At 66.5% G+C, this 16,538-nt stretch carries 30 protein-coding genes and 1 pseudogene; 30 read left to right on the top strand and 1 reads right to left on the bottom strand.

All coding sequences use genetic code 11. From position 1 onward, the window contains the following. Window positions 1-193: 193 nt before the first annotated feature. Window positions 194-1,042, top strand: coding sequence for a hypothetical protein (locus tag AB0L75_RS21760; RefSeq protein ID WP_365183169.1), 849 nt, complete (start codon window positions 194-196; stop codon window positions 1,040-1,042). Here the strand turns inward: AB0L75_RS21760 and AB0L75_RS21755 are convergent. After that, window positions 1,039-1,203 carry a hypothetical protein gene (locus AB0L75_RS21755; protein ID WP_365183166.1) on the bottom strand — a complete coding sequence of 55 codons (165 nt, stop codon included), beginning with the start codon at window positions 1,201-1,203 and terminating at the stop codon, window positions 1,039-1,041. The genes AB0L75_RS21760 and AB0L75_RS21755 overlap by 4 nt on opposite strands. A 486-nt stretch (window positions 1,204-1,689) precedes the next feature. On the opposite strand from AB0L75_RS21755, the gene rpsJ reads away from it, so the two are divergent. The 29 genes and pseudogenes from rpsJ to AB0L75_RS21610 all read left to right on the top strand — a co-directional run. Next, on the top strand, window positions 1,690-1,998 hold the full coding sequence (gene rpsJ / locus AB0L75_RS21750) for a 30S ribosomal protein S10 (RefSeq protein ID WP_003948644.1): 309 nt from the start codon (window positions 1,690-1,692) through the stop codon (window positions 1,996-1,998). A gap of 16 nt (window positions 1,999-2,014) precedes the next feature. Next, a complete protein-coding gene (gene rplC, locus AB0L75_RS21745; protein WP_014674369.1) occupies window positions 2,015-2,659 on the top strand; it encodes a 50S ribosomal protein L3 in 645 nt (214 codons plus the stop codon). Between the two features lie 8 nt (window positions 2,660-2,667). Continuing rightward, window positions 2,668-3,324 carry a 50S ribosomal protein L4 gene (rplD, locus tag AB0L75_RS21740; RefSeq protein WP_365183163.1) on the top strand — a complete coding sequence of 219 codons (657 nt, stop codon included), beginning with the start codon at window positions 2,668-2,670 and terminating at the stop codon, window positions 3,322-3,324. Further along, entirely contained in the window at window positions 3,324-3,743 is a 420-nt protein-coding gene (gene rplW / locus AB0L75_RS21735; protein WP_365183160.1) for a 50S ribosomal protein L23, read from the top strand. Before rplD ends, rplW begins: the two co-directional genes overlap by 1 nt. A gap of 40 nt (window positions 3,744-3,783) precedes the next feature. Continuing rightward, window positions 3,784-4,620 (top strand): 50S ribosomal protein L2, encoded by an 837-nt coding sequence (gene rplB, locus AB0L75_RS21730; protein ID WP_365183157.1) that lies wholly within the window; start codon window positions 3,784-3,786, stop codon window positions 4,618-4,620. A 12-nt stretch (window positions 4,621-4,632) separates the two neighbouring features. Then, the gene (gene rpsS, locus AB0L75_RS21725; RefSeq protein ID WP_023547380.1) at window positions 4,633-4,914 is read left to right on the top strand and encodes a 30S ribosomal protein S19; all 282 of its coding nucleotides are present in this window, start codon (window positions 4,633-4,635) and stop codon (window positions 4,912-4,914) included. Between the two features lie 43 nt (window positions 4,915-4,957). Next, on the top strand, window positions 4,958-5,305 hold the full coding sequence (gene rplV, locus AB0L75_RS21720) for a 50S ribosomal protein L22 (RefSeq protein ID WP_019329637.1): 348 nt from the start codon (window positions 4,958-4,960) through the stop codon (window positions 5,303-5,305). Further along, window positions 5,305-6,123: a 30S ribosomal protein S3 gene (gene rpsC, locus AB0L75_RS21715; protein WP_055706471.1), complete on the top strand. Its 819-nt coding sequence runs from the start codon at window positions 5,305-5,307 to the stop codon at window positions 6,121-6,123. Before rplV ends, rpsC begins: the two co-directional genes overlap by 1 nt. A gap of 5 nt (window positions 6,124-6,128) precedes the next feature. Further along, window positions 6,129-6,548, top strand: a complete 420-nt coding sequence (gene rplP / locus AB0L75_RS21710) for a 50S ribosomal protein L16 (RefSeq protein ID WP_004927269.1) — start codon at window positions 6,129-6,131, stop codon at window positions 6,546-6,548. Beyond that, a complete protein-coding gene (gene rpmC, locus AB0L75_RS21705; protein WP_023547377.1) occupies window positions 6,548-6,772 on the top strand; it encodes a 50S ribosomal protein L29 in 225 nt (74 codons plus the stop codon). Before rplP ends, rpmC begins: the two co-directional genes overlap by 1 nt. Next, window positions 6,772-7,056 carry a 30S ribosomal protein S17 gene (gene rpsQ, locus AB0L75_RS21700; RefSeq protein ID WP_018543912.1) on the top strand — a complete coding sequence of 95 codons (285 nt, stop codon included), beginning with the start codon at window positions 6,772-6,774 and terminating at the stop codon, window positions 7,054-7,056. Before rpmC ends, rpsQ begins: the two co-directional genes overlap by 1 nt. Before the next feature lie 130 nt (window positions 7,057-7,186). Continuing rightward, window positions 7,187-7,555, top strand: a complete 369-nt coding sequence (gene rplN, locus AB0L75_RS21695; protein ID WP_003998823.1) for a 50S ribosomal protein L14 — start codon at window positions 7,187-7,189, stop codon at window positions 7,553-7,555. Between the two features lie 2 nt (window positions 7,556-7,557). Beyond that, window positions 7,558-7,881, top strand: coding sequence for a 50S ribosomal protein L24 (gene rplX / locus AB0L75_RS21690; RefSeq protein WP_365183152.1), 324 nt, complete (start codon window positions 7,558-7,560; stop codon window positions 7,879-7,881). Next, entirely contained in the window at window positions 7,881-8,438 is a 558-nt protein-coding gene (gene rplE, locus AB0L75_RS21685; RefSeq protein WP_015658460.1) for a 50S ribosomal protein L5, read from the top strand. Before rplX ends, rplE begins: the two co-directional genes overlap by 1 nt. Before the next feature lie 5 nt (window positions 8,439-8,443). Then, entirely contained in the window at window positions 8,444-8,629 is a 186-nt protein-coding gene (locus AB0L75_RS21680; RefSeq protein ID WP_003948630.1) for a type Z 30S ribosomal protein S14, read from the top strand. Between the two features lie 212 nt (window positions 8,630-8,841). Continuing rightward, window positions 8,842-9,240, top strand: coding sequence for a 30S ribosomal protein S8 (gene rpsH, locus AB0L75_RS21675; RefSeq protein ID WP_007384075.1), 399 nt, complete (start codon window positions 8,842-8,844; stop codon window positions 9,238-9,240). A 24-nt stretch (window positions 9,241-9,264) separates the two neighbouring features. Next, window positions 9,265-9,804: a 50S ribosomal protein L6 gene (gene rplF, locus AB0L75_RS21670; RefSeq protein ID WP_365183149.1), complete on the top strand. Its 540-nt coding sequence runs from the start codon at window positions 9,265-9,267 to the stop codon at window positions 9,802-9,804. Between the two features lie 3 nt (window positions 9,805-9,807). Continuing rightward, the gene (rplR, locus tag AB0L75_RS21665) at window positions 9,808-10,191 is read left to right on the top strand and encodes a 50S ribosomal protein L18 (protein WP_053661883.1); all 384 of its coding nucleotides are present in this window, start codon (window positions 9,808-9,810) and stop codon (window positions 10,189-10,191) included. 39 nt (window positions 10,192-10,230) lie between these two features. Then, complete coding sequence (rpsE, locus tag AB0L75_RS21660) at window positions 10,231-10,836, top strand: 30S ribosomal protein S5 (protein WP_009190144.1); 606 nt, start codon at window positions 10,231-10,233, stop codon at window positions 10,834-10,836. 2 nt (window positions 10,837-10,838) lie between these two features. Beyond that, on the top strand, window positions 10,839-11,021 hold the full coding sequence (gene rpmD, locus AB0L75_RS21655; RefSeq protein ID WP_003974250.1) for a 50S ribosomal protein L30: 183 nt from the start codon (window positions 10,839-10,841) through the stop codon (window positions 11,019-11,021). Window positions 11,022-11,023: 2 nt separating this feature from the next. Further along, window positions 11,024-11,479: a 50S ribosomal protein L15 gene (gene rplO, locus AB0L75_RS21650; protein WP_023547373.1), complete on the top strand. Its 456-nt coding sequence runs from the start codon at window positions 11,024-11,026 to the stop codon at window positions 11,477-11,479. Window positions 11,480-11,723: 244 nt separating this feature from the next. Further along, entirely contained in the window at window positions 11,724-13,037 is a 1,314-nt protein-coding gene (secY, locus tag AB0L75_RS21645; RefSeq protein WP_365183145.1) for a preprotein translocase subunit SecY, read from the top strand. Continuing rightward, a complete protein-coding gene (locus AB0L75_RS21640; protein ID WP_365183142.1) occupies window positions 13,037-13,699 on the top strand; it encodes an adenylate kinase in 663 nt (220 codons plus the stop codon). Before secY ends, AB0L75_RS21640 begins: the two co-directional genes overlap by 1 nt. Window positions 13,700-13,799: 100 nt before the next feature. Further along, window positions 13,800-14,636, top strand: coding sequence for a type I methionyl aminopeptidase (gene map, locus AB0L75_RS21635; protein WP_365183140.1), 837 nt, complete (start codon window positions 13,800-13,802; stop codon window positions 14,634-14,636). A gap of 217 nt (window positions 14,637-14,853) precedes the next feature. Further along, window positions 14,854-15,075, top strand: coding sequence for a translation initiation factor IF-1 (gene infA, locus AB0L75_RS21630; protein ID WP_003948620.1), 222 nt, complete (start codon window positions 14,854-14,856; stop codon window positions 15,073-15,075). Window positions 15,076-15,134: 59 nt separating this feature from the next. Then, window positions 15,135-15,248: a 50S ribosomal protein L36 gene (gene rpmJ, locus AB0L75_RS21625; protein WP_003998809.1), complete on the top strand. Its 114-nt coding sequence runs from the start codon at window positions 15,135-15,137 to the stop codon at window positions 15,246-15,248. A 191-nt stretch (window positions 15,249-15,439) separates the two neighbouring features. Then, window positions 15,440-15,820 carry a 30S ribosomal protein S13 gene (gene rpsM, locus AB0L75_RS21620; RefSeq protein WP_031167100.1) on the top strand — a complete coding sequence of 127 codons (381 nt, stop codon included), beginning with the start codon at window positions 15,440-15,442 and terminating at the stop codon, window positions 15,818-15,820. A gap of 66 nt (window positions 15,821-15,886) precedes the next feature. Then, on the top strand, window positions 15,887-16,291 hold the full coding sequence (gene rpsK / locus AB0L75_RS21615) for a 30S ribosomal protein S11 (protein WP_003956432.1): 405 nt from the start codon (window positions 15,887-15,889) through the stop codon (window positions 16,289-16,291). A 128-nt stretch (window positions 16,292-16,419) separates the two neighbouring features. Further along, window positions 16,420-16,538 (top strand): annotated as a pseudogene (locus AB0L75_RS21610) (DNA-directed RNA polymerase subunit alpha); the annotation flags it as partial.

Genomic DNA, 16,538 nt, shown 5'->3' with positions numbered 1-16,538 from the left:
CCTTGGCGCGGGCGTAGTCGCCTGGCAGACCGATGCATGGCCTTTCTCCGACTCTCCCTGCTGGAACTCCGTGTCGAACCAGGATCTCGACGCGCTCTTCGGCGATCGGCACACCGACGCGACGGAGATGCGTCCGTCATGGACCCCGGAAGGTGCGGAGGGGCCTGGGTCGCTGGACGGCCGGTGCCGCGTCATGAGCGCAACGAAGCCACATGGCCGTCAGATCGACATCCACGTCCACCGGCTCACCGGCGACCTGCGGAGGGACAACGTCCCCTGGTCCGACGAGTTCCTGTCCGCCACGCTGACTCCCCTCGGCGGCGGTGTGCTGGGCATGGCCTCCGACACCCGGGCCTGGGTGGCACTGCCCTCCGACTGCGTCGATCCCAGCGACTTTGCGGGCTACGCCGTCGTCGACGTCAGCCTGGGCGACGACGGGTTCTGGAAGAACGGCTCATCGGACAAGAGGGCCGCGCTCCAGAAGGCGCTCGCGCGTACCGCTGTCCATGTCGGGAACGGCACGATGGCCGCACTCGGATGCTCCGGCTCGCTGCCCGAGCCCGGCACGCCGGCTGCGATGCCGGCTCCCCGCCCGGTGCGTGCCGGCGGCGCGGTGTGCGGTGTAGAAGGAGTCCGGCTGCCGGAGGAGGTCGGATCCCATCCCTACATGCGGACGTCCGTCGGGGAGAACCGCCCCGTCCGTACCTGCGAGATCGTCACCGGCGGCGACGCCCACCCCCAGTACCGGCTCCAGACGACCCAGGACCCGAACCTTGCCCACGCCTTCAGCGCCGGGCTCCACAACGGCCTCGGCATCACCGCTAAAGGCGAGCGGGGAGCAGTCGGGACCTATTCCCCCGCCATCGCGAATGTGCGCACCGAGTGTCGGGGGCGCCTCGTCATCTTTATCGCCCAGCAGAGCGACGGCACCTATGGCTACACCTTCATCCGCCGAGCCTTCCCGGCCTACGTCGCCGCCGAGGCGAAACGGCTGGGGTGCGGCCCGCTGGAGATCCGGATCCCCGTCGGCGACTCCGCCTAGGACCGGGCTCTCGTCTGGCGCAGGTGGTGGTCGCCGCAGACGTTGTTCGTCGGGGGAGGGCCGATCAGCGGGCACCGGCACGCGCCACAGGTGCCGTCGTACGACGAGTACTCGGGGCCGTAGTCCGCGAGCAGCAGGTAGGCGAAGCCCCCAACCAGCACACCTCGCGCCAGCCGTGAGACCCGTACCGGCGCCTGAGGCGCCGCCCCAGCCGCCCTCACCCCCCGGTTTGACCTACGTCACCCTCGGGGTATTCTCTCCGGCTCGATTGGCGGACCCCCCGCCCCATATGGCAGACTGTCCGAGTTGCTCGGTCGAGTGTTGATGCTGCGCGCCTCCCGCCGGGAGGACCGGAAGCGAGTCCCACAGTACTCGTCGCCCTAACTGCCACCACGGCAGCACTGGGGCGGACGTACGGGAATCTTCCGGGAAGTGTGGGCGCGGCACCGGCCAGGCGCCCGGTGGGCCTGAGGTCCCCGGTCCGCGGTTCCGGAAGGGCCGTCGCATTCCCCGCAGGGATGTTCGAACAAGGGGCATCTGTGTCAGCGGGAGCGCGACACGCCCGACCGCGTGGGTCGGAGAAACGAAGGCAGCAGAAGGAATCCGCCGGGTTCCAGAGCGAAGAGAGACAGGACTACTGAGTAGCCATGGCGGGACAGAAGATCCGCATCCGGCTCAAGGCCTACGACCACGAGGTCATCGACTCCTCGGCGAAGAAGATCGTCGAGACGGTGACCCGCACTGGTGCGTCGGTCGCGGGCCCGGTGCCGCTGCCCACTGAGAAGAACGTGTACTGCGTCATCAAGTCGCCGCACAAGTACAAGGACTCGCGCGAGCACTTCGAGATGCGCACGCACAAGCGCCTGATCGACATTCTCGACCCGACCCCCAAGACCGTTGACTCTCTGATGCGACTCGACCTCCCGGCCGGTGTCGACATCGAGATCAAGCTCTGAGGCTGGTGGGCTGAGAATGGCTAAGCAGATCAAGGGCATCCTGGGCGAGAAGCTCGGCATGACGCAGGTGTGGGACGAGAACAACCGTGTTGTTCCGGTCACCGTCGTCAAGGCCGGCCCGAACGTCGTCACCCAGGTCCGTACGAATGACGTGGACGGCTACGAGTCCGTTCAGATCGCCTTCGGCGAGATCGACCCGCGCAAGGTGAACAAGCCCCTCAAGGGCCACTTCGCCAAGGCCGACGTCACCCCCCGTCGCCACCTCGTCGAGATCCGCACCGCGGACGCCTCCGAGTACACGCTGGGCCAGGAGATCACCGCTGAGGTGTTCGAGGCCGGCGTGAAGGTCGACGTGACCGGCAAGAGCAAGGGCAAGGGCTTCGCCGGTGTCATGAAGCGCCACAACTTCCGTGGCCTCGGCGCCGGACACGGCACCCAGCGCAAGCACCGCTCGCCCGGTTCCATCGGTGGCTGCGCCACCCCGGGCCGTGTGTTCAAGGGCCTCCGCATGGCGGGTCGCATGGGCAACGAGCGGGTCACCACCCAGAACCTGACCGTCCACGCCGTTGACGCGGAGAAGGGTCTGCTGCTCATCAAGGGCGCGGTTCCCGGTCCGAACGGCGGCCTCGTCCTGGTCCGCACCGCGGCCAAGGGGGCCTGAGGTAACCGATGAGCACTGTTGACATCCTTTCGCCGGCGGGCGACAAGGCCGGTTCCGTCGAGCTCCCCGCGGAGATCTTCGGCGTAGAGAAGATCAGCGTTCCGCTGCTTCACCAGGTCGTCGTCGCGCAGCTGGCCGCTGCCCGCCAGGGCACGCACAAGACCAAGACCCGTGGCGAGGTCCGTGGTGGCGGCAAGAAGCCGTACCGCCAGAAGGGCACCGGCCGCGCCCGTCAGGGCTCGACCCGTGCGCCGCAGTTCGCCGGCGGTGGCGTCGTCCACGGCCCGCAGCCGCGTGACTACTCGCAGCGGACCCCGAAGAAGATGAAGGCCGCGGCCCTGCGCCACGCCCTCACCGACCGGGCCCGCCACAACCGCATCCACGTCGTCTCCGGCGTGGTCGAGGGCGCGAACCCCAGCACCAAGGCCGCCAAGTCGCTGTTCGGCAAGATCTCGGAGCGCAAGAACCTGCTCCTGGTCGTCGACCGCGCCGACGAGGCCGCGTGGCTGTCCGCCCGCAACCTGCCCCAGGTCCACATCCTGGAGCCGGGCCAGCTGAACACGTACGACGTTCTCGTCTCGGACGACGTGGTCTTCACCCAGGCCGCTTTCGAGTCCTTCGTGTCTGGCCCCAAGGCCGCTGACACCGAAGGGAGCGAGGCCTGATGGCTACGCGTCACCCGAGCATTGCCTCGAAGGCCGCCAAGGCCGCCAAGGCCGCGCGCGTCGCCAAGGCGCGTCGCCACGCCGCCGAAGGCAAGAACACCGTCGAGACGCCGCTGAGCAAGTCCTTCACGGACCCCCGTGACGTGCTGGTCAAGCCGGTCGTCTCCGAGAAGAGCTACGCGCTCCTCGACGAGAACAAGTACACGTTCGTCGTCGCCCCGGGCGCCAACAAGACCCAGATCAAGCAGGCCGTCCAGGCGGTCTTCGACGTCAAGGTCACCGGGGTCAACACGATCAACCGCCAGGGCAAGCGCAAGCGCACGAAGACCGGCTTCGGTCAGCGTGCCGCCACCAAGCGCGCGATCGTGACCCTCGCCGAGGGCGACCGTATCGACATCTTCGGCGGTCCGACCGCCTAAGGGCGGTCCGGATCGTCCGATATCGGACGAGGACTGAGAAATGGGAATCCGCAAGTACAAGCCGACTACGCCGGGCCGTCGTGGCGCCAGCGTCGCCGACTTCGTCGAGGTCACGCGGTCCACGCCGGAGAAGTCGCTGGTCCGCCCCCTGCACAGCAAGGGCGGCCGTAACAACGCCGGTCGTGTGACCGTTCGCCACCAGGGTGGCGGACACAAGCGCGCCTACCGTGTGATCGACTTCCGTCGTCACGACAAGGACGGCGTGCCGGCGAAGGTCGCGCACATCGAGTACGACCCCAACCGCACCGCGCGCATCGCGCTGCTGCACTACGCCGACGGCGAGAAGCGCTACATCCTCGCCCCGCGCAACCTGCAGCAGGGCGACTCCGTGGAGAACGGTCCCGGGGCCGACATCAAGCCGGGCAACAACCTGGCCCTCCGCAACATCCCGGTCGGTACCACGATCCACGCGATCGAGCTCCGTCCCGGTGGCGGTGCCAAGTTCGCCCGCTCCGCCGGTGCCTCCGTGCAGCTGCTCGCGAAGGAGGGCGCCTACGCCCACCTGCGCATGCCGTCCGGTGAGATCCGCCTGGTCGACGTCCGCTGCCGCGCCACCATCGGTGAGGTCGGCAACGCCGAGCAGTCCAACATCAACTGGGGTAAGGCCGGCCGTAAGCGGTGGCTGGGCGTTCGCCCGACCGTCCGTGGTGTCGTGATGAACCCGGTTGACCACCCGCACGGTGGTGGTGAGGGCCGGACCTCCGGTGGCCGCCACCCTGTGTCCCCGTGGGGCAAGAAGGAAGGCCGTACTCGTTCGCCCAAGAAGGCGTCGAACAAGTACATCGTCCGCCGCCGCAAGACGAACAAGAAGCGCTAAGGACGGGTTGAGATGCCTCGTAGCCTGAAGAAGGGGCCCTTCGTCGACGACCACCTGATCAAGAAGGTGGACGCCCAGAACGAAGCCGGCACCAAGAACGTCATCAAGACCTGGTCCCGCCGCTCGATGATCGTCCCGGCCATGCTGGGCCACACGCTCGCGGTGCACAACGGCAAGACCCACATCCCGGTGTTCGTCACCGAGTCGATGGTCGGCCACAAGCTCGGCGAGTTCTCGCCGACGCGCACCTTCCGGGGTCACGTCAAGGAAGACCGGAAGTCGAAGCGCCGCTAGTAGCGGATCGCATTCAGACACGTAAGTAACTGAAGGGACAACCATGGAAGCCAGGGCCCAGGCGCGGTACATCCGCGTCACGCCCATGAAGGCCCGCCGCGTGGTGGACCTCATCCGTGGCATGGACGCCACGGAGGCCCAGGCTGTTCTGCGATTCGCTCCGCAGGCAGCCTCCGTGCCGGTCGGCAAGGTGCTCGACAGCGCCATTGCCAACGCCGCGCACAACTACGACCACACCGACGCCGACAGCCTCTACATCTCCGAGGCGTACGTCGACGAGGGTCCGACCCTGAAGCGGTTCCGGCCGCGTGCCCAGGGCCGTGCCTACCGGATCCGCAAGCGGACCAGCCACATCACCGTGGTCGTCAGCAGCAAGGAAGGAACCCGGTAATGGGCCAGAAGGTAAACCCGCATGGGTTCCGGCTCGGTGTCACGACCGACTTCAAGTCGCGTTGGTACGCCGACAAGCTGTACAAGGACTACGTCAAGGAAGACGTCGCCATCCGTCGGATGATGACGTCCGGCATGGAGCGCGCCGGTATCTCGAAGGTTGAGATCGAGCGCACCCGTGACCGCGTCCGTGTGGACATCCACACCGCTCGCCCGGGCATCGTCATCGGCCGCCGCGGCGCCGAGGCCGACCGCATCCGCGGTGACCTGGAGAAGCTGACCGGCAAGCAGGTCCAGCTGAACATCCTCGAGGTCAAGAACCCGGAGACGGACGCTCAGCTGGTGGCCCAGGCCGTCGCCGAGCAGCTGTCCTCCCGCGTCTCCTTCCGCCGTGCCATGCGTAAGAGCATGCAGTCGGCGATGAAGGCGGGCGCCAAGGGCATCAAGATCCAGTGCGGTGGCCGCCTCGGCGGCGCCGAGATGTCCCGCTCGGAGTTCTACCGCGAGGGCCGTGTGCCCCTGCACACGCTCCGCGCGAACGTGGACTACGGCTTCTTCGAGGCCAAGACGACCTTCGGCCGCATCGGTGTGAAGGTCTGGATCTACAAGGGCGACGTCAAGAACATCGCCGAGGTCCGCGCCGAGAACGCTGCCGCCCGTGCGGGTAACCGCCCGGCCCGCGGTGGCGCCGACCGCCCGGCCCGTGGTGGCCGCGGTGGCGAGCGGCGCGGTCGCAAGCCGCAGCAGGCTGCCGGCGCCGAGGCCCCCAAGGCCGAGGCCCCCGCCGCTCCGGCTGAGAGCACCGGAACGGAGGCCTGACCGACATGCTGATCCCCCGTAGGGTCAAGCACCGCAAGCAGCACCACCCGAAGCGCCGTGGTCAGGCCAAGGGCGGTACGACGGTCGCGTTCGGCGAGTACGGCATTCAGGCCCTCACGCCGGCGTACGTGACCAACCGCCAGATCGAGGCGGCCCGTATCGCGATGACCCGCCACATCAAGCGTGGCGGCAAGGTCTGGATCAACATCTACCCGGACCGCCCGCTCACGAAGAAGCCTGCCGAGACCCGCATGGGTTCCGGTAAGGGTTCGCCGGAGTGGTGGATCGCGAACGTTCACCCGGGCCGGGTGATGTTCGAGCTGTCCTACCCGAACGAGAAGATTGCGCGTGAGGCTCTCACTCGTGCGGCTCACAAGCTGCCGATGAAGTGCCGCATCGTCAAGCGCGAGGCAGGTGAAGCGTGATGTCGGTCGGTACCAAGGCGTCCGAGCTGCGCGAGCTGGGCAACGAGGAGCTTCTGGCGAAGCTCCGCGAGGCCAAGGAAGAGCTGTTCAACCTCCGTTTCCAGGCGGCGACGGGGCAGCTCGAGAACCACGGCCGTCTGAAGGCGGTCCGCAAGGACATCGCGCGGATCTACACCCTGATGCGCGAGCGTGAGCTGGGCATCGAAACGGTGGAGAACGCCTGATGAGCGAGAAGAACGTGACTGAGAACGCAGAAGCGCGCGGCTTCCGCAAGACCCGTGAGGGTCTCGTCGTCAGCGACAAGATGGACAAGACCGTCGTCGTCGCCGTCGAGGACCGCGTCAAGCATGCGCTGTACGGCAAGGTCATCCGCCGTACCAACAAGCTCAAGGCGCACGACGAGCAGAACGCCGCGGGTGTCGGCGACCGCGTCCTCCTGATGGAGACCCGGCCGCTGTCCGCGACGAAGCGCTGGCGCGTCGTCGAGATCCTCGAGAAGGCCAAGTAGGTAATTCCCGTAAGGGAATTCCAAAAAGTACGTTCCTGCGGGGCATTCCTCGCAGGACAGTTCCGCCAGGCTCCGGGAGCCGCTCAGCTGAGCGGCTCCCGGGGAACCGGCAGACAAACAGGAGATAGACGTGATCCAGCAGGAGTCGCGACTGCGCGTCGCCGACAACACTGGTGCGAAGGAAATCCTTTGCATCCGTGTGCTCGGTGGCTCCGGTCGCCGCTACGCGGGCATCGGTGACGTCATCGTCGCCACCGTCAAGGACGCGATCCCCGGTGGCAACGTGAAGAAGGGTGACGTCGTCAAGGCGGTCATCGTTCGCACCGTCAAGGAGCGCCGCCGTCCGGACGGCTCGTACATCCGCTTCGACGAGAACGCCGCCGTCATTCTGAAGAACGATGGCGACCCTCGCGGCACCCGCATCTTCGGCCCGGTCGGCCGTGAGCTGCGCGAGAAGAAGTTCATGAAGATCATCTCGCTCGCGCCGGAGGTGCTGTAAGCATGAAGATCAAGAAGGGCGACCTGGTCCAGGTCATCACCGGCAAGGACAAGGGCAAGCAGGGCAAGGTCATTGCCGCTTTCCCGCGCGAGGAGCGCGTCCTGGTCGAGGGTGTCAACCGGGTCAAGAAGCACACCAAGGCCGGTCCGACCGCCGGCGGTTCGCAGGCCGGCGGCATCGTCACGACCGAGGCGCCGATCCACGTCTCCAACGTCCAGCTGGTCGTTGAGAAGGACGGCAACAAGGTCGTCACGCGTGTCGGCTACCGCTTCGACGACGAAGGCAACAAGATCCGCGTTGCCAAGCGGACGGGTGAGGACATCTGATGGCTACCACCACCACTCCGCGTCTGAAGACGAAGTACCGCGAGGAGATCGCGGGCAAGCTGCGTGACGAGTTCAAGTACGAGAACGTCATGCAGGTTCCCGGCCTCGTCAAGATCGTGGTCAACATGGGTGTGGGCGACGCCGCCCGCGACTCCAAGCTGATCGAGGGCGCCATCCGCGACCTCACCACGATCACCGGTCAGAAGCCGGCCGTCACCAAGGCCCGCAAGTCCATCGCGCAGTTCAAGCTGCGTGAGGGTCAGCCGATCGGTGCCCACGTCACGCTCCGTGGCGACCGCATGTGGGAGTTCCTGGACCGCACCCTGTCGCTCGCGCTGCCGCGCATCCGCGACTTCCGCGGCCTGTCCCCCAAGCAGTTCGACGGCCGTGGCAACTACACCTTCGGTCTCACGGAGCAGGTCATGTTCCACGAGATCGACCAGGACAAGATCGACCGTACCCGGGGTATGGACATCACCGTGGTCACCACGGCGACCAACGACGCTGAGGGCCGCGCGCTCCTTCGTCACCTCGGCTTCCCGTTCAAGGAGGCGTGAGCGAGATGGCGAAGAAGGCTCTGATTGCCAAGGCTGCTCGCAAGCCCAAGTTCGGTGTGCGTGGCTACACCCGCTGCCAGCGCTGCGGCCGTCCGCACTCCGTGTACCGCAAGTTCGGCCTCTGCCGCGTGTGCCTTCGTGAGATGGCTCACCGTGGCGAGCTGCCGGGCGTGACCAAGAGCTCCTGGTAATCCCGCTTTTTAGGGATTCCTGAAGCTCTCGGTAAGCATCTGGGTCGGCAGGGGCCCTTCTCCACATGCCGTAGGCTTGTGGGGTTGGGCGTCTGCCGCGCCCGTACGACTTACTACGCCGTAGGTCCACCGCGCCGCACCCGTCCCGTCTCGGATCGGGGAGAGGGATGGCGCACCAGGAAACCCCGGCGAGAGAGGCCGAAGGCCAATTCATGACCATGACTGATCCGATCGCAGACATGCTTACGCGTCTGCGGAACGCGAACTCGGCATACCACGACTCCGTGACGATGCCGGCATCGAAGATCAAGTCGCACATCGCGGAGATCCTCCAGCAGGAGGGCTTCATCACGGGCTGGAAGGTCGAGGACGCCGAGGTCGGCAAGAACCTCGTTCTCGAGCTGAAGTTCGGCCCGAACCGTGAGCGCTCCATCGCGGGCATCAAGCGGATCTCCAAGCCCGGTCTCCGGGTGTACGCGAAGTCCACCAACCTGCCGAAGGTGCTCGGCGGCCTCGGCGTGGCGATCATCTCCACGTCCCACGGGCTCCTCACCGACAAGCAGGCCGGCAAGAAGGGCGTGGGTGGGGAAGTCCTCGCCTACGTCTGGTAGCAGAAGGGAACGGAGGAAACAGCTATGTCGCGTATTGGCAAGCTCCCCATCACGGTTCCCGCCGGCGTGGACGTCACCATCGACGGCCGTACGGTCTCGGTCAAGGGCCCCAAGGGCTCGCTGACCCACACCGTCGCGGCTCCGATCGACATCGCTAAGGGCGAGGACGGCACCCTCCAGGTGACCCGCCCGAACGACGAGCGTCAGAGCAAGGCCCTGCACGGCCTCTCCCGCACGCTGGTGGCGAACATGATCACCGGCGTGACCCAGGGTTACGTGAAGAAGCTCGAGATCAGCGGTGTCGGTTACCGAGTGACCGCCAAGGGTTCGAACCTGGAGTTCGCTCTCGGTTACAGCCACCCGATCGTGGTCGAGGCCCCCGAGGGCATCACCTTCAAGGTGGAGGCTCCGACCCGTTTCTCGGTCGAGGGCATCGACAAGCAGAAGGTCGGCGAGGTTGCGGCCAACATCCGCAAGCTGCGCAAGCCCGACCCGTACAAGGCCAAGGGCGTCAAGTACGAGGGCGAAGTCATCCGCCGCAAGGTCGGAAAGGCGGGTAAGTAAGCCATGGCATACGGGCAGAAGATCCTGAAGGGCGACGCCTACAAGCGCGCCGCGATCAAGCGCCGTCACATCCGGATTCGCAAGAACCTTTCCGGTACGGCGGAGCGTCCCCGTCTGGTCGTTACCCGCTCCAACCGCCACATCGTGGCGCAGGTGATCGACGACCTCAAGGGCCACACCCTGGCGTCCGCGTCCACCCTGGACGCGTCGGTCCGCGGTGGCGAGGGCGACAAGTCCGCGCAGGCCAAGCAGGTCGGCGCCCTGGTCGCCGAGCGTGCCAAGGCCGCCGGTGTCGAAGCTGTCGTGTTCGACCGTGGTGGCAACCAGTACGCCGGGCGCATCGCCGCTCTGGCGGACGCCGCCCGCGAAGCCGGGCTCAAGTTCTGAGCCTGCCGTAGCTAGCGGAAACAGAGAGAGGTAATTCCAATGGCTGGACCCCAGCGCCGCGGTGGCGGTGCCGGTGGCGGCGAGCGGCGGGACCGGAAGGGCCGTGACGGCGGCGCTGCTGCCGCCGAGAAGACCGCGTACGTTGAGCGCGTTGTCGCGATCAACCGCGTCGCCAAGGTTGTGAAGGGTGGTCGTCGCTTCAGCTTCACCGCGCTGGTCGTGGTGGGCGACGGTGACGGCACCGTGGGTGTCGGTTACGGCAAGGCCAAGGAGGTGCCGGCCGCCATCGCCAAGGGCGTTGAGGAGGCCAAGAAGCACTTCTTCAAGGTCCCCCGGATCCAGGGCACCATCCCGCACCCGATCCAGGGTGAGAAGGCTGCCGGCGTCGTCCTGCTCAAGCCCGCGTCCCCCGGTACCGGTGTTATCGCCGGTGGTCCGGTGCGCGCCGTGCTCGAGTGCGCCGGTATCCACGACGTGCTGTCGAAGTCGCTCGGCTCCGACAACGCGATCAACATCGTGCACGCGACCGTGGAGGCCCTGAAGGGTCTGCAGCGTCCCGAGGAGATCGCGGCCCGCCGTGGTCTGCCGCTCGAGGACGTCGCCCCCGCGGCTCTTCTCCGTGCACGTGCCGGGGCGGGTGCGTAATCATGGCGCAGCTCAAGATCACGCAGGTCAAGTCCTACATCGGCAGCAAGCAGAACCACCGTGACACCCTGCGCTCCCTTGGTCTCAAGGGCATCAACACGCAGGTCGTCAAGGAGGACCGCCCCGAGTTCCGCGGCATGGTGCACACCGTCCGCCACCTCGTGACGGTCGAGGAGGTCGACTGATCATGGCGGAGCAGAACCCGCTCAAGATCCACAACCTCCGTCCCGCCCCGGGCGCCAAGACCGCCAAGACCCGTGTCGGTCGTGGTGAGGCGTCGAAGGGTAAGACGGCCGGTCGTGGTACCAAGGGTACGAAGGCCCGTTACCAGGTTCCGGAGCGCTTCGAGGGTGGCCAGATGCCGCTCCACATGCGCCTCCCGAAGCTGAAGGGCTTCAAGAACCCGTTCAAGACCGAGTTCCAGGTCGTGAACCTCGACAAGCTGGCCGCGCTCTACCCCGAGGGTGGCGAGGTCACCGTCGAGGGTCTGGTGGCCAAGGGTGCCGTTCGCAAGAACAGCCTCGTCAAGGTCCTCGGCCAGGGCGAGATCTCCGTGGCGCTGCAGGTGACGGTCGACGCCGTCTCCGGCTCCGCCAAGGAGAAGATCACCGCCGCCGGCGGTACGGTCACCGAGCTGGTCTGAGTCTCTCAGGTCCCTCGATGACGTGAACGATCCCGACCGGGGATACCCCACAAATGGGGTATCCCCGGTTGGTCGTTCCTAGGGCGGTGCTCTCGCCGGTAAGGTGGCCAGCACTGCCTACTTTCAATGGGTGCTTCCCATGGGGCACCCTGAGCGGCAGTTGACCGTTAGCTATTCGTCTGTATCCGTCGAACCTCAAGACCGTCACCCTTGACGCAGTTGCGCGGGGGTCGCAGGAGGCACCGTGCTCACCGCGTTCGCCCGGGCGTTCAGGACGCCCGACCTGCGCAAGAAGCTGCTGTTCACGCTGGGCATCATCGTGGTCTACCGGGTCGGTACCCACATTCCGATCCCGGGTGTGGACTACGCGTCCGTACAGCAATGCGTAAAGGAAGCCTCTGGCAACCAGGGGCTCTTCGGCATGATCAACATGTTCAGCGGAGGCGCGCTGCTGCAGATCACGGTCTTCGCGCTCGGCATCATGCCGTACATCACGGCCAGCATCATCCTTCAGCTGCTGACCGTGGTCATTCCGCGCCTGGAAGCCCTGAAGAAGGAGGGCCAGGCCGGCACGGCGAAGGTCACCCAGTACACCCGGTATCTGACCGTGGCCCTCGCCATCCTGCAGGGCACCGGCCTCGTCGCCACCGCCCGCAGCGGCGCGCTCTTCAACGGCTGCTCGGTCGCCGCGGGCATCGTCCCGGACCGGTCGATCTTCACGACGATCACGATGGTCATCTGCATGACCGCCGGTACGGCCGTCGTGATGTGGCTCGGTGAGCTGATCACCGACCGCGGCATCGGCAACGGCATGTCGATCCTGATGTTCATCTCGATCGCCGCGACCTTCCCGTCCGCGCTGTGGGCCATCAAGAAGCAGGGCACCCTGGCCGGCGGCTGGATCGAGTTCAGCACCGTGATCCTGGTCGGCCTGGTGATGGTCGCGCTCGTGGTCTTCGTCGAGCAGGCCCAGCGCCGCATCCCGGTGCAGTACGCGAAGCGCATGATCGGCCGCCGTTCCTACGGCGGTACGTCCACGTACATCCCGCTCAAGGTGAACCAGGCGGGTGTGATTCCGGTCATCTTCGCGTCGTCGCTGCTCTACATCCCGGCGTTGGTCGCGCAGTTCGCCGGTGGCAATTCGGGCTGGAAGCAGTGGGTTCAGCAGAACCTGACCAAGGGCGACCACCCGATTTACATCACTCTGTACTTCTTGCTCATCGTTTTCTTCGCGTTCTTCTATGTGGCGATCTCCTTCAACCCCGAGGAAGTCGCCGACAACATGAAGAAGTATGGTGGCTTCATCCCGGGCATCCGGGCTGGCCGACCGACCGCTGAGTACCTCAGCTACGTGCTCAACCGGATCACCTGGCCGGGTTCGCTGTATCTGGGTCTGATCGCTCTCGTACCGACAATGGCGTTGGTGGGCTTCGGGGCAAGCCAGAACTTCCCGTTCGGCGGGACGAGCATCCTGATCATCGTGGGTGTCGGTCTCGAGACGGTGAAGCAGATCGAGAGCCAGCTCCAGCAGCGCAATTACGAAGGGTTCCTCCGCTGATGCGTATCGTCCTCGTCGGGCCGCCGGGTGCCGGTAAGGGAACGCAAGCCGTCCGCCTCGCCGAGAAGCTGTCGATCCCGCACATCTCCACGGGTGACCTGTTCCGGGCCAACATCAGCCAGCAGACCGAGCTGGGCAAGCTCGCGAAGTCCTACATGGACGCCGGCAACCTCGTCCCGGACGAGGTCACCATCGCGATGGCCAAGGACCGCATGGAGCAGCCGGACGCCGTGGGCGGCTTCCTGCTGGACGGCTTCCCGCGCAATGTGTCGCAGGCCGAGGCCCTGGATGAGCTGCTGACCACGGAGAGCATCAAGCTGGACGCCGTCCTGGACCTGGAGGTCCCGGAGGACGAGGTCGTCAAGCGGATCGCCGGCCGGCGCATCTGCCGCAACGACTCCTCGCACGTCTTCCACGTGACGTACAGCCAGCCGCAGAAGGAGGGCGTCTGCGACGTCTGCGGCGGTGAGCTGTACCAGCGCGACGACGACTCCGAGGACACCGTCCGCAAGCGGCTCGAGGTCTACCACACGCAGACCGAGCCGATCATCGACTACTACAAGGCGCAGGGCCTGGTCGTGACGATCTCCTCCCTGGGCCCCGTGGACGAGATCACGCAGCGGGCCCTGGAGGCCCTCAAGCGCGAGAAGGCCGAGCAGTAGAGCCCGGCCCCTCCGGCCGCGGTGCCCCTCCCGGGGCGCCGCGGCCGTAGTGTTGTGTACGTAACCCAGTCGACGTGAGTGACGGAGAGCGCAGGCCCCCATGGTGCAGATCAAGACCCCCGAGCAGATCGCCAAGATGCGTGCGGCGGGCCTGGTCGTAGCCGCCATCCACGCGGCCACCCGTGAGGCCGCGGTGCCCGGCGCCAGCACGAAGGACCTGGACGACGTCGCCCGCAAGGTGCTCGCCGAGCACGGCGCGAAGTCGAACTTCCTGGGCTACGGCGGCTTCCCCGCCACCATCTGCACCTCCGTGAACGACGTGGTCGTCCACGGCATCCCCGCCGACGACGTCGTCCTCAAGGACGGCGACATCATCTCCATCGACTGCGGCGCGATCATCGACGGCTGGCACGGCGACGCCGCCTACACGGCCTTCGTGGGCTCCGGTCACGCTCCGGAGCTGATCGAACTCTCCCGGGTGACGGAGGAGTCGATGTGGGCCGGTATCGCGGCGATGAAGCAGGGCAACCGCCTGGTCGACATCTCCCGCGCGGTCGAGACGTACATCCGCCGCCAGCCCAAGCCGGGCGGCGGCAAGTACGGGATCATCGAGGACTACGGCGGCCACGGCATCGGCACCGAGATGCACATGGACCCGCATCTGCTGAACTACGTCGACCGCCGCCGCGGCAAGGGCCCCAAGCTGGTGCCCGGCTTCTGCCTCGCGATCGAGCCGATGGTCTCGCTCGGCACCCCGCGCACCGAGGTCCTCTCCGACGACTGGACGGTCATCACGACGGACGGCACCTGGTCCTCCCACTGGGAGCACTCGGTCGCCCTGACCGCCGAGGGCCCGCTGGTGCTGACGGCGCCCGACGGCGGCAAGGCGAAGCTGGCGGAGTACGGGATCGTGGCGGCGCCGGACCCGCTGGGCTGAGGCCCTCCCGGCCGGACCGCACAGCCTCCCGGCTGCTGGCCCCGTCTGTCGCGCATATCGTGCCGATGGGCGGGGCATCGTCATGACAAGGCGTAGTGCACGGGTGAATTCGTCTTTTTGGGCACGCTGACGTAGACTGACTCGTCGGCTCTCGTGCACCCGCATGTCCGCATGCCCCTCGTGAGCCGATCAAGGTAGTCGATTCGAAGGGCGAAGCGTGGCCAAGAAGCAAGGTGCCATCGAGATCGAGGGCACTGTCGTTGAGTCTCTGCCGAACGCTATGTTCAAGGTCGAGCTCCAGAACGGCCACCAGGTCCTGGCACACATCAGCGGCAAGATGCGTATGCACTACATCCGCATCCTCCCTGACGACCGGGTCGTGGTGGAGTTGTCTCCTTACGACCTGACGCGTGGCCGGATCGTCTACCGGTACAAGTAGATCTTGCCCGCATCCCGTTTCGGCGGGGTGGTGGCACTGACCCGGAGAACCTCAATCCCATGAAGGTCAAGCCGAGCGTCAAGAAGATCTGCGACAAGTGCAGGGTGATCCGCCGTCACGGTCGGGTCATGGTCATCTGCGAAAACCCGCGCCACAAGCAGCGCCAGGGCTGACGCACGACCATCACCCTCTGCACCTCTATCGCAGAGTTTCGCGCGACGCGAGCTGAATATGTTCATACGCAGAACCCGAGCCCACCAGCTCGACACCCCCGGTCCGGAGGCCGGGGACCCGGTTCGTACCTGGTACGGCGGCCGGGAACCGGTTCTGCGGAAGACCTCCGAAGATCACCAGGAGCCATTGAATGGCACGCGTTTCCGGTGTTGACATCCCGCGCGAAAAGCGCGTGGAGGTCGCCCTCACCTACGTGTTCGGCATCGGCCGGACGCTTTCCCAGCAGACGCTGGCCGAGACCGGTATCGACCCGAACACCCGCGTTCGTGACCTGACCGAAGAGCAGCTGGTCGCGATCCGCGAGTACGTCGACAACAACATCAAGACCGAGGGTGACCTCCGTCGCGAGATCCAGGCCGACATCCGCCGCAAGGTCGAGATCGGCTGCTACCAGGGTCTCCGTCACCGTCGCGGCCTGCCCGTCCGCGGTCAGCGCACCAGCACCAACGCCCGCACCCGCAAGGGCCCGCGTCGCGCCATCGCCGGTAAGAAGAAGCCGGGCAAGAAGTAGTCCGCAGCGGACTCGCCGTCCAGCGGTCTTCGCTGTAGGACCGACCACCTCCCGTAGGAGTTATAGATGCCCCCCAAGGGTCGTCAGGGCGCTGCCAAGAAGGTGCGCCGCAAGGAAAAGAAGAACGTCGCTCACGGCCACGCGCACATCAAGAGCACGTTCAACAACACGATCGTCTCGATCACGGACCCGTCCGGCAACGTGATCTCCTGGGCCTCCGCCGGCCACGTCGGCTTCAAGGGCTCCCGGAAGTCCACGCCGTTCGCCGCGCAGATGGCCGCCGAGTCGGCTGCCCGCCGCGCTCAGGAGCACGGCATGCGCAAGGTCGACGTGTTCGTCAAGGGCCCGGGCTCCGGTCGTGAGACCGCGATCCGCTCCCTGCAGGCCACGGGCCTCGAGGTCGGCTCCATCCAGGACGTCACCCCGACCCCGCACAATGGCTGCCGCCCGCCGAAGCGCCGTCGCGTCTGACGCACAGCGCTCCGCAGGTTCCGGGGTTTCGGGCGGTACGGCCTCTGTGAGGAAGCCGTACCGCCCGTGCCCTTGCAGTACAGAGTCGGGCGTCAAATAGCGGGCGCCCCTGACTGAAGGATTCATCCATGCTGATCGCTCAGCGTCCCTCGCTGACCGAAGAGGTCGTCGACGAGTTCCGCTCCCGGTTCGTCATCGAGCCGCTGGAGCCGGGCTTCGGCTACACCCTCGGCAACTCCCTCCGTCG

The sequence above is a fragment of the Streptomyces sp. NPDC052101 genome, assembly GCF_040680235.1.
In the GTDB taxonomy this organism is placed as follows: domain Bacteria; phylum Actinomycetota; class Actinomycetes; order Streptomycetales; family Streptomycetaceae; genus Streptomyces.
Note: the sequence above shows the minus strand (reverse complement) of the source record. Positions and strands in the feature narration are given on the sequence as shown.

Bases quoted from the DNA above. Each gene is read 5' to 3' on its own strand.
- AB0L75_RS21760 (WP_365183169.1), top strand. From the start codon at position 194: ATGAGCGCAACGAAGCCACATGGCCGTCAGATCGACATCCACGTCCAC.
- rpsJ (WP_003948644.1), top strand. From the start codon at position 1,690: ATGGCGGGACAGAAGATCCGCATCCGGCTCAAGGCCTACGACCACGAG.
- rplC (WP_014674369.1), top strand. From the start codon at position 2,015: ATGGCTAAGCAGATCAAGGGCATCCTGGGCGAGAAGCTCGGCATGACG.
- rplD (WP_365183163.1), top strand. From the start codon at position 2,668: ATGAGCACTGTTGACATCCTTTCGCCGGCGGGCGACAAGGCCGGTTCC.
- rplW (WP_365183160.1), top strand. From the start codon at position 3,324: ATGGCTACGCGTCACCCGAGCATTGCCTCGAAGGCCGCCAAGGCCGCC.
- rplB (WP_365183157.1), top strand. From the start codon at position 3,784: ATGGGAATCCGCAAGTACAAGCCGACTACGCCGGGCCGTCGTGGCGCC.
- rpsS (WP_023547380.1), top strand. From the start codon at position 4,633: ATGCCTCGTAGCCTGAAGAAGGGGCCCTTCGTCGACGACCACCTGATC.
- rplV (WP_019329637.1), top strand. From the start codon at position 4,958: ATGGAAGCCAGGGCCCAGGCGCGGTACATCCGCGTCACGCCCATGAAG.
- rpsC (WP_055706471.1), top strand. From the start codon at position 5,305: ATGGGCCAGAAGGTAAACCCGCATGGGTTCCGGCTCGGTGTCACGACC.
- rplP (WP_004927269.1), top strand. From the start codon at position 6,129: ATGCTGATCCCCCGTAGGGTCAAGCACCGCAAGCAGCACCACCCGAAG.
- rpmC (WP_023547377.1), top strand. From the start codon at position 6,548: ATGTCGGTCGGTACCAAGGCGTCCGAGCTGCGCGAGCTGGGCAACGAG.
- rpsQ (WP_018543912.1), top strand. From the start codon at position 6,772: ATGAGCGAGAAGAACGTGACTGAGAACGCAGAAGCGCGCGGCTTCCGC.
- rplX (WP_365183152.1), top strand. From the start codon at position 7,558: ATGAAGATCAAGAAGGGCGACCTGGTCCAGGTCATCACCGGCAAGGAC.
- rplE (WP_015658460.1), top strand. From the start codon at position 7,881: ATGGCTACCACCACCACTCCGCGTCTGAAGACGAAGTACCGCGAGGAG.
- AB0L75_RS21680 (WP_003948630.1), top strand. From the start codon at position 8,444: ATGGCGAAGAAGGCTCTGATTGCCAAGGCTGCTCGCAAGCCCAAGTTC.
- rpsH (WP_007384075.1), top strand. From the start codon at position 8,842: ATGACCATGACTGATCCGATCGCAGACATGCTTACGCGTCTGCGGAAC.
- rplF (WP_365183149.1), top strand. From the start codon at position 9,265: ATGTCGCGTATTGGCAAGCTCCCCATCACGGTTCCCGCCGGCGTGGAC.
- rplR (WP_053661883.1), top strand. From the start codon at position 9,808: ATGGCATACGGGCAGAAGATCCTGAAGGGCGACGCCTACAAGCGCGCC.
- rpsE (WP_009190144.1), top strand. From the start codon at position 10,231: ATGGCTGGACCCCAGCGCCGCGGTGGCGGTGCCGGTGGCGGCGAGCGG.
- rpmD (WP_003974250.1), top strand. From the start codon at position 10,839: ATGGCGCAGCTCAAGATCACGCAGGTCAAGTCCTACATCGGCAGCAAG.
- rplO (WP_023547373.1), top strand. From the start codon at position 11,024: ATGGCGGAGCAGAACCCGCTCAAGATCCACAACCTCCGTCCCGCCCCG.
- AB0L75_RS21640 (WP_365183142.1), top strand. From the start codon at position 13,037: ATGCGTATCGTCCTCGTCGGGCCGCCGGGTGCCGGTAAGGGAACGCAA.
- map (WP_365183140.1), top strand. From the start codon at position 13,800: ATGGTGCAGATCAAGACCCCCGAGCAGATCGCCAAGATGCGTGCGGCG.
- rpmJ (WP_003998809.1), top strand. From the start codon at position 15,135: ATGAAGGTCAAGCCGAGCGTCAAGAAGATCTGCGACAAGTGCAGGGTG.
- rpsM (WP_031167100.1), top strand. From the start codon at position 15,440: ATGGCACGCGTTTCCGGTGTTGACATCCCGCGCGAAAAGCGCGTGGAG.
- rpsK (WP_003956432.1), top strand. From the start codon at position 15,887: ATGCCCCCCAAGGGTCGTCAGGGCGCTGCCAAGAAGGTGCGCCGCAAG.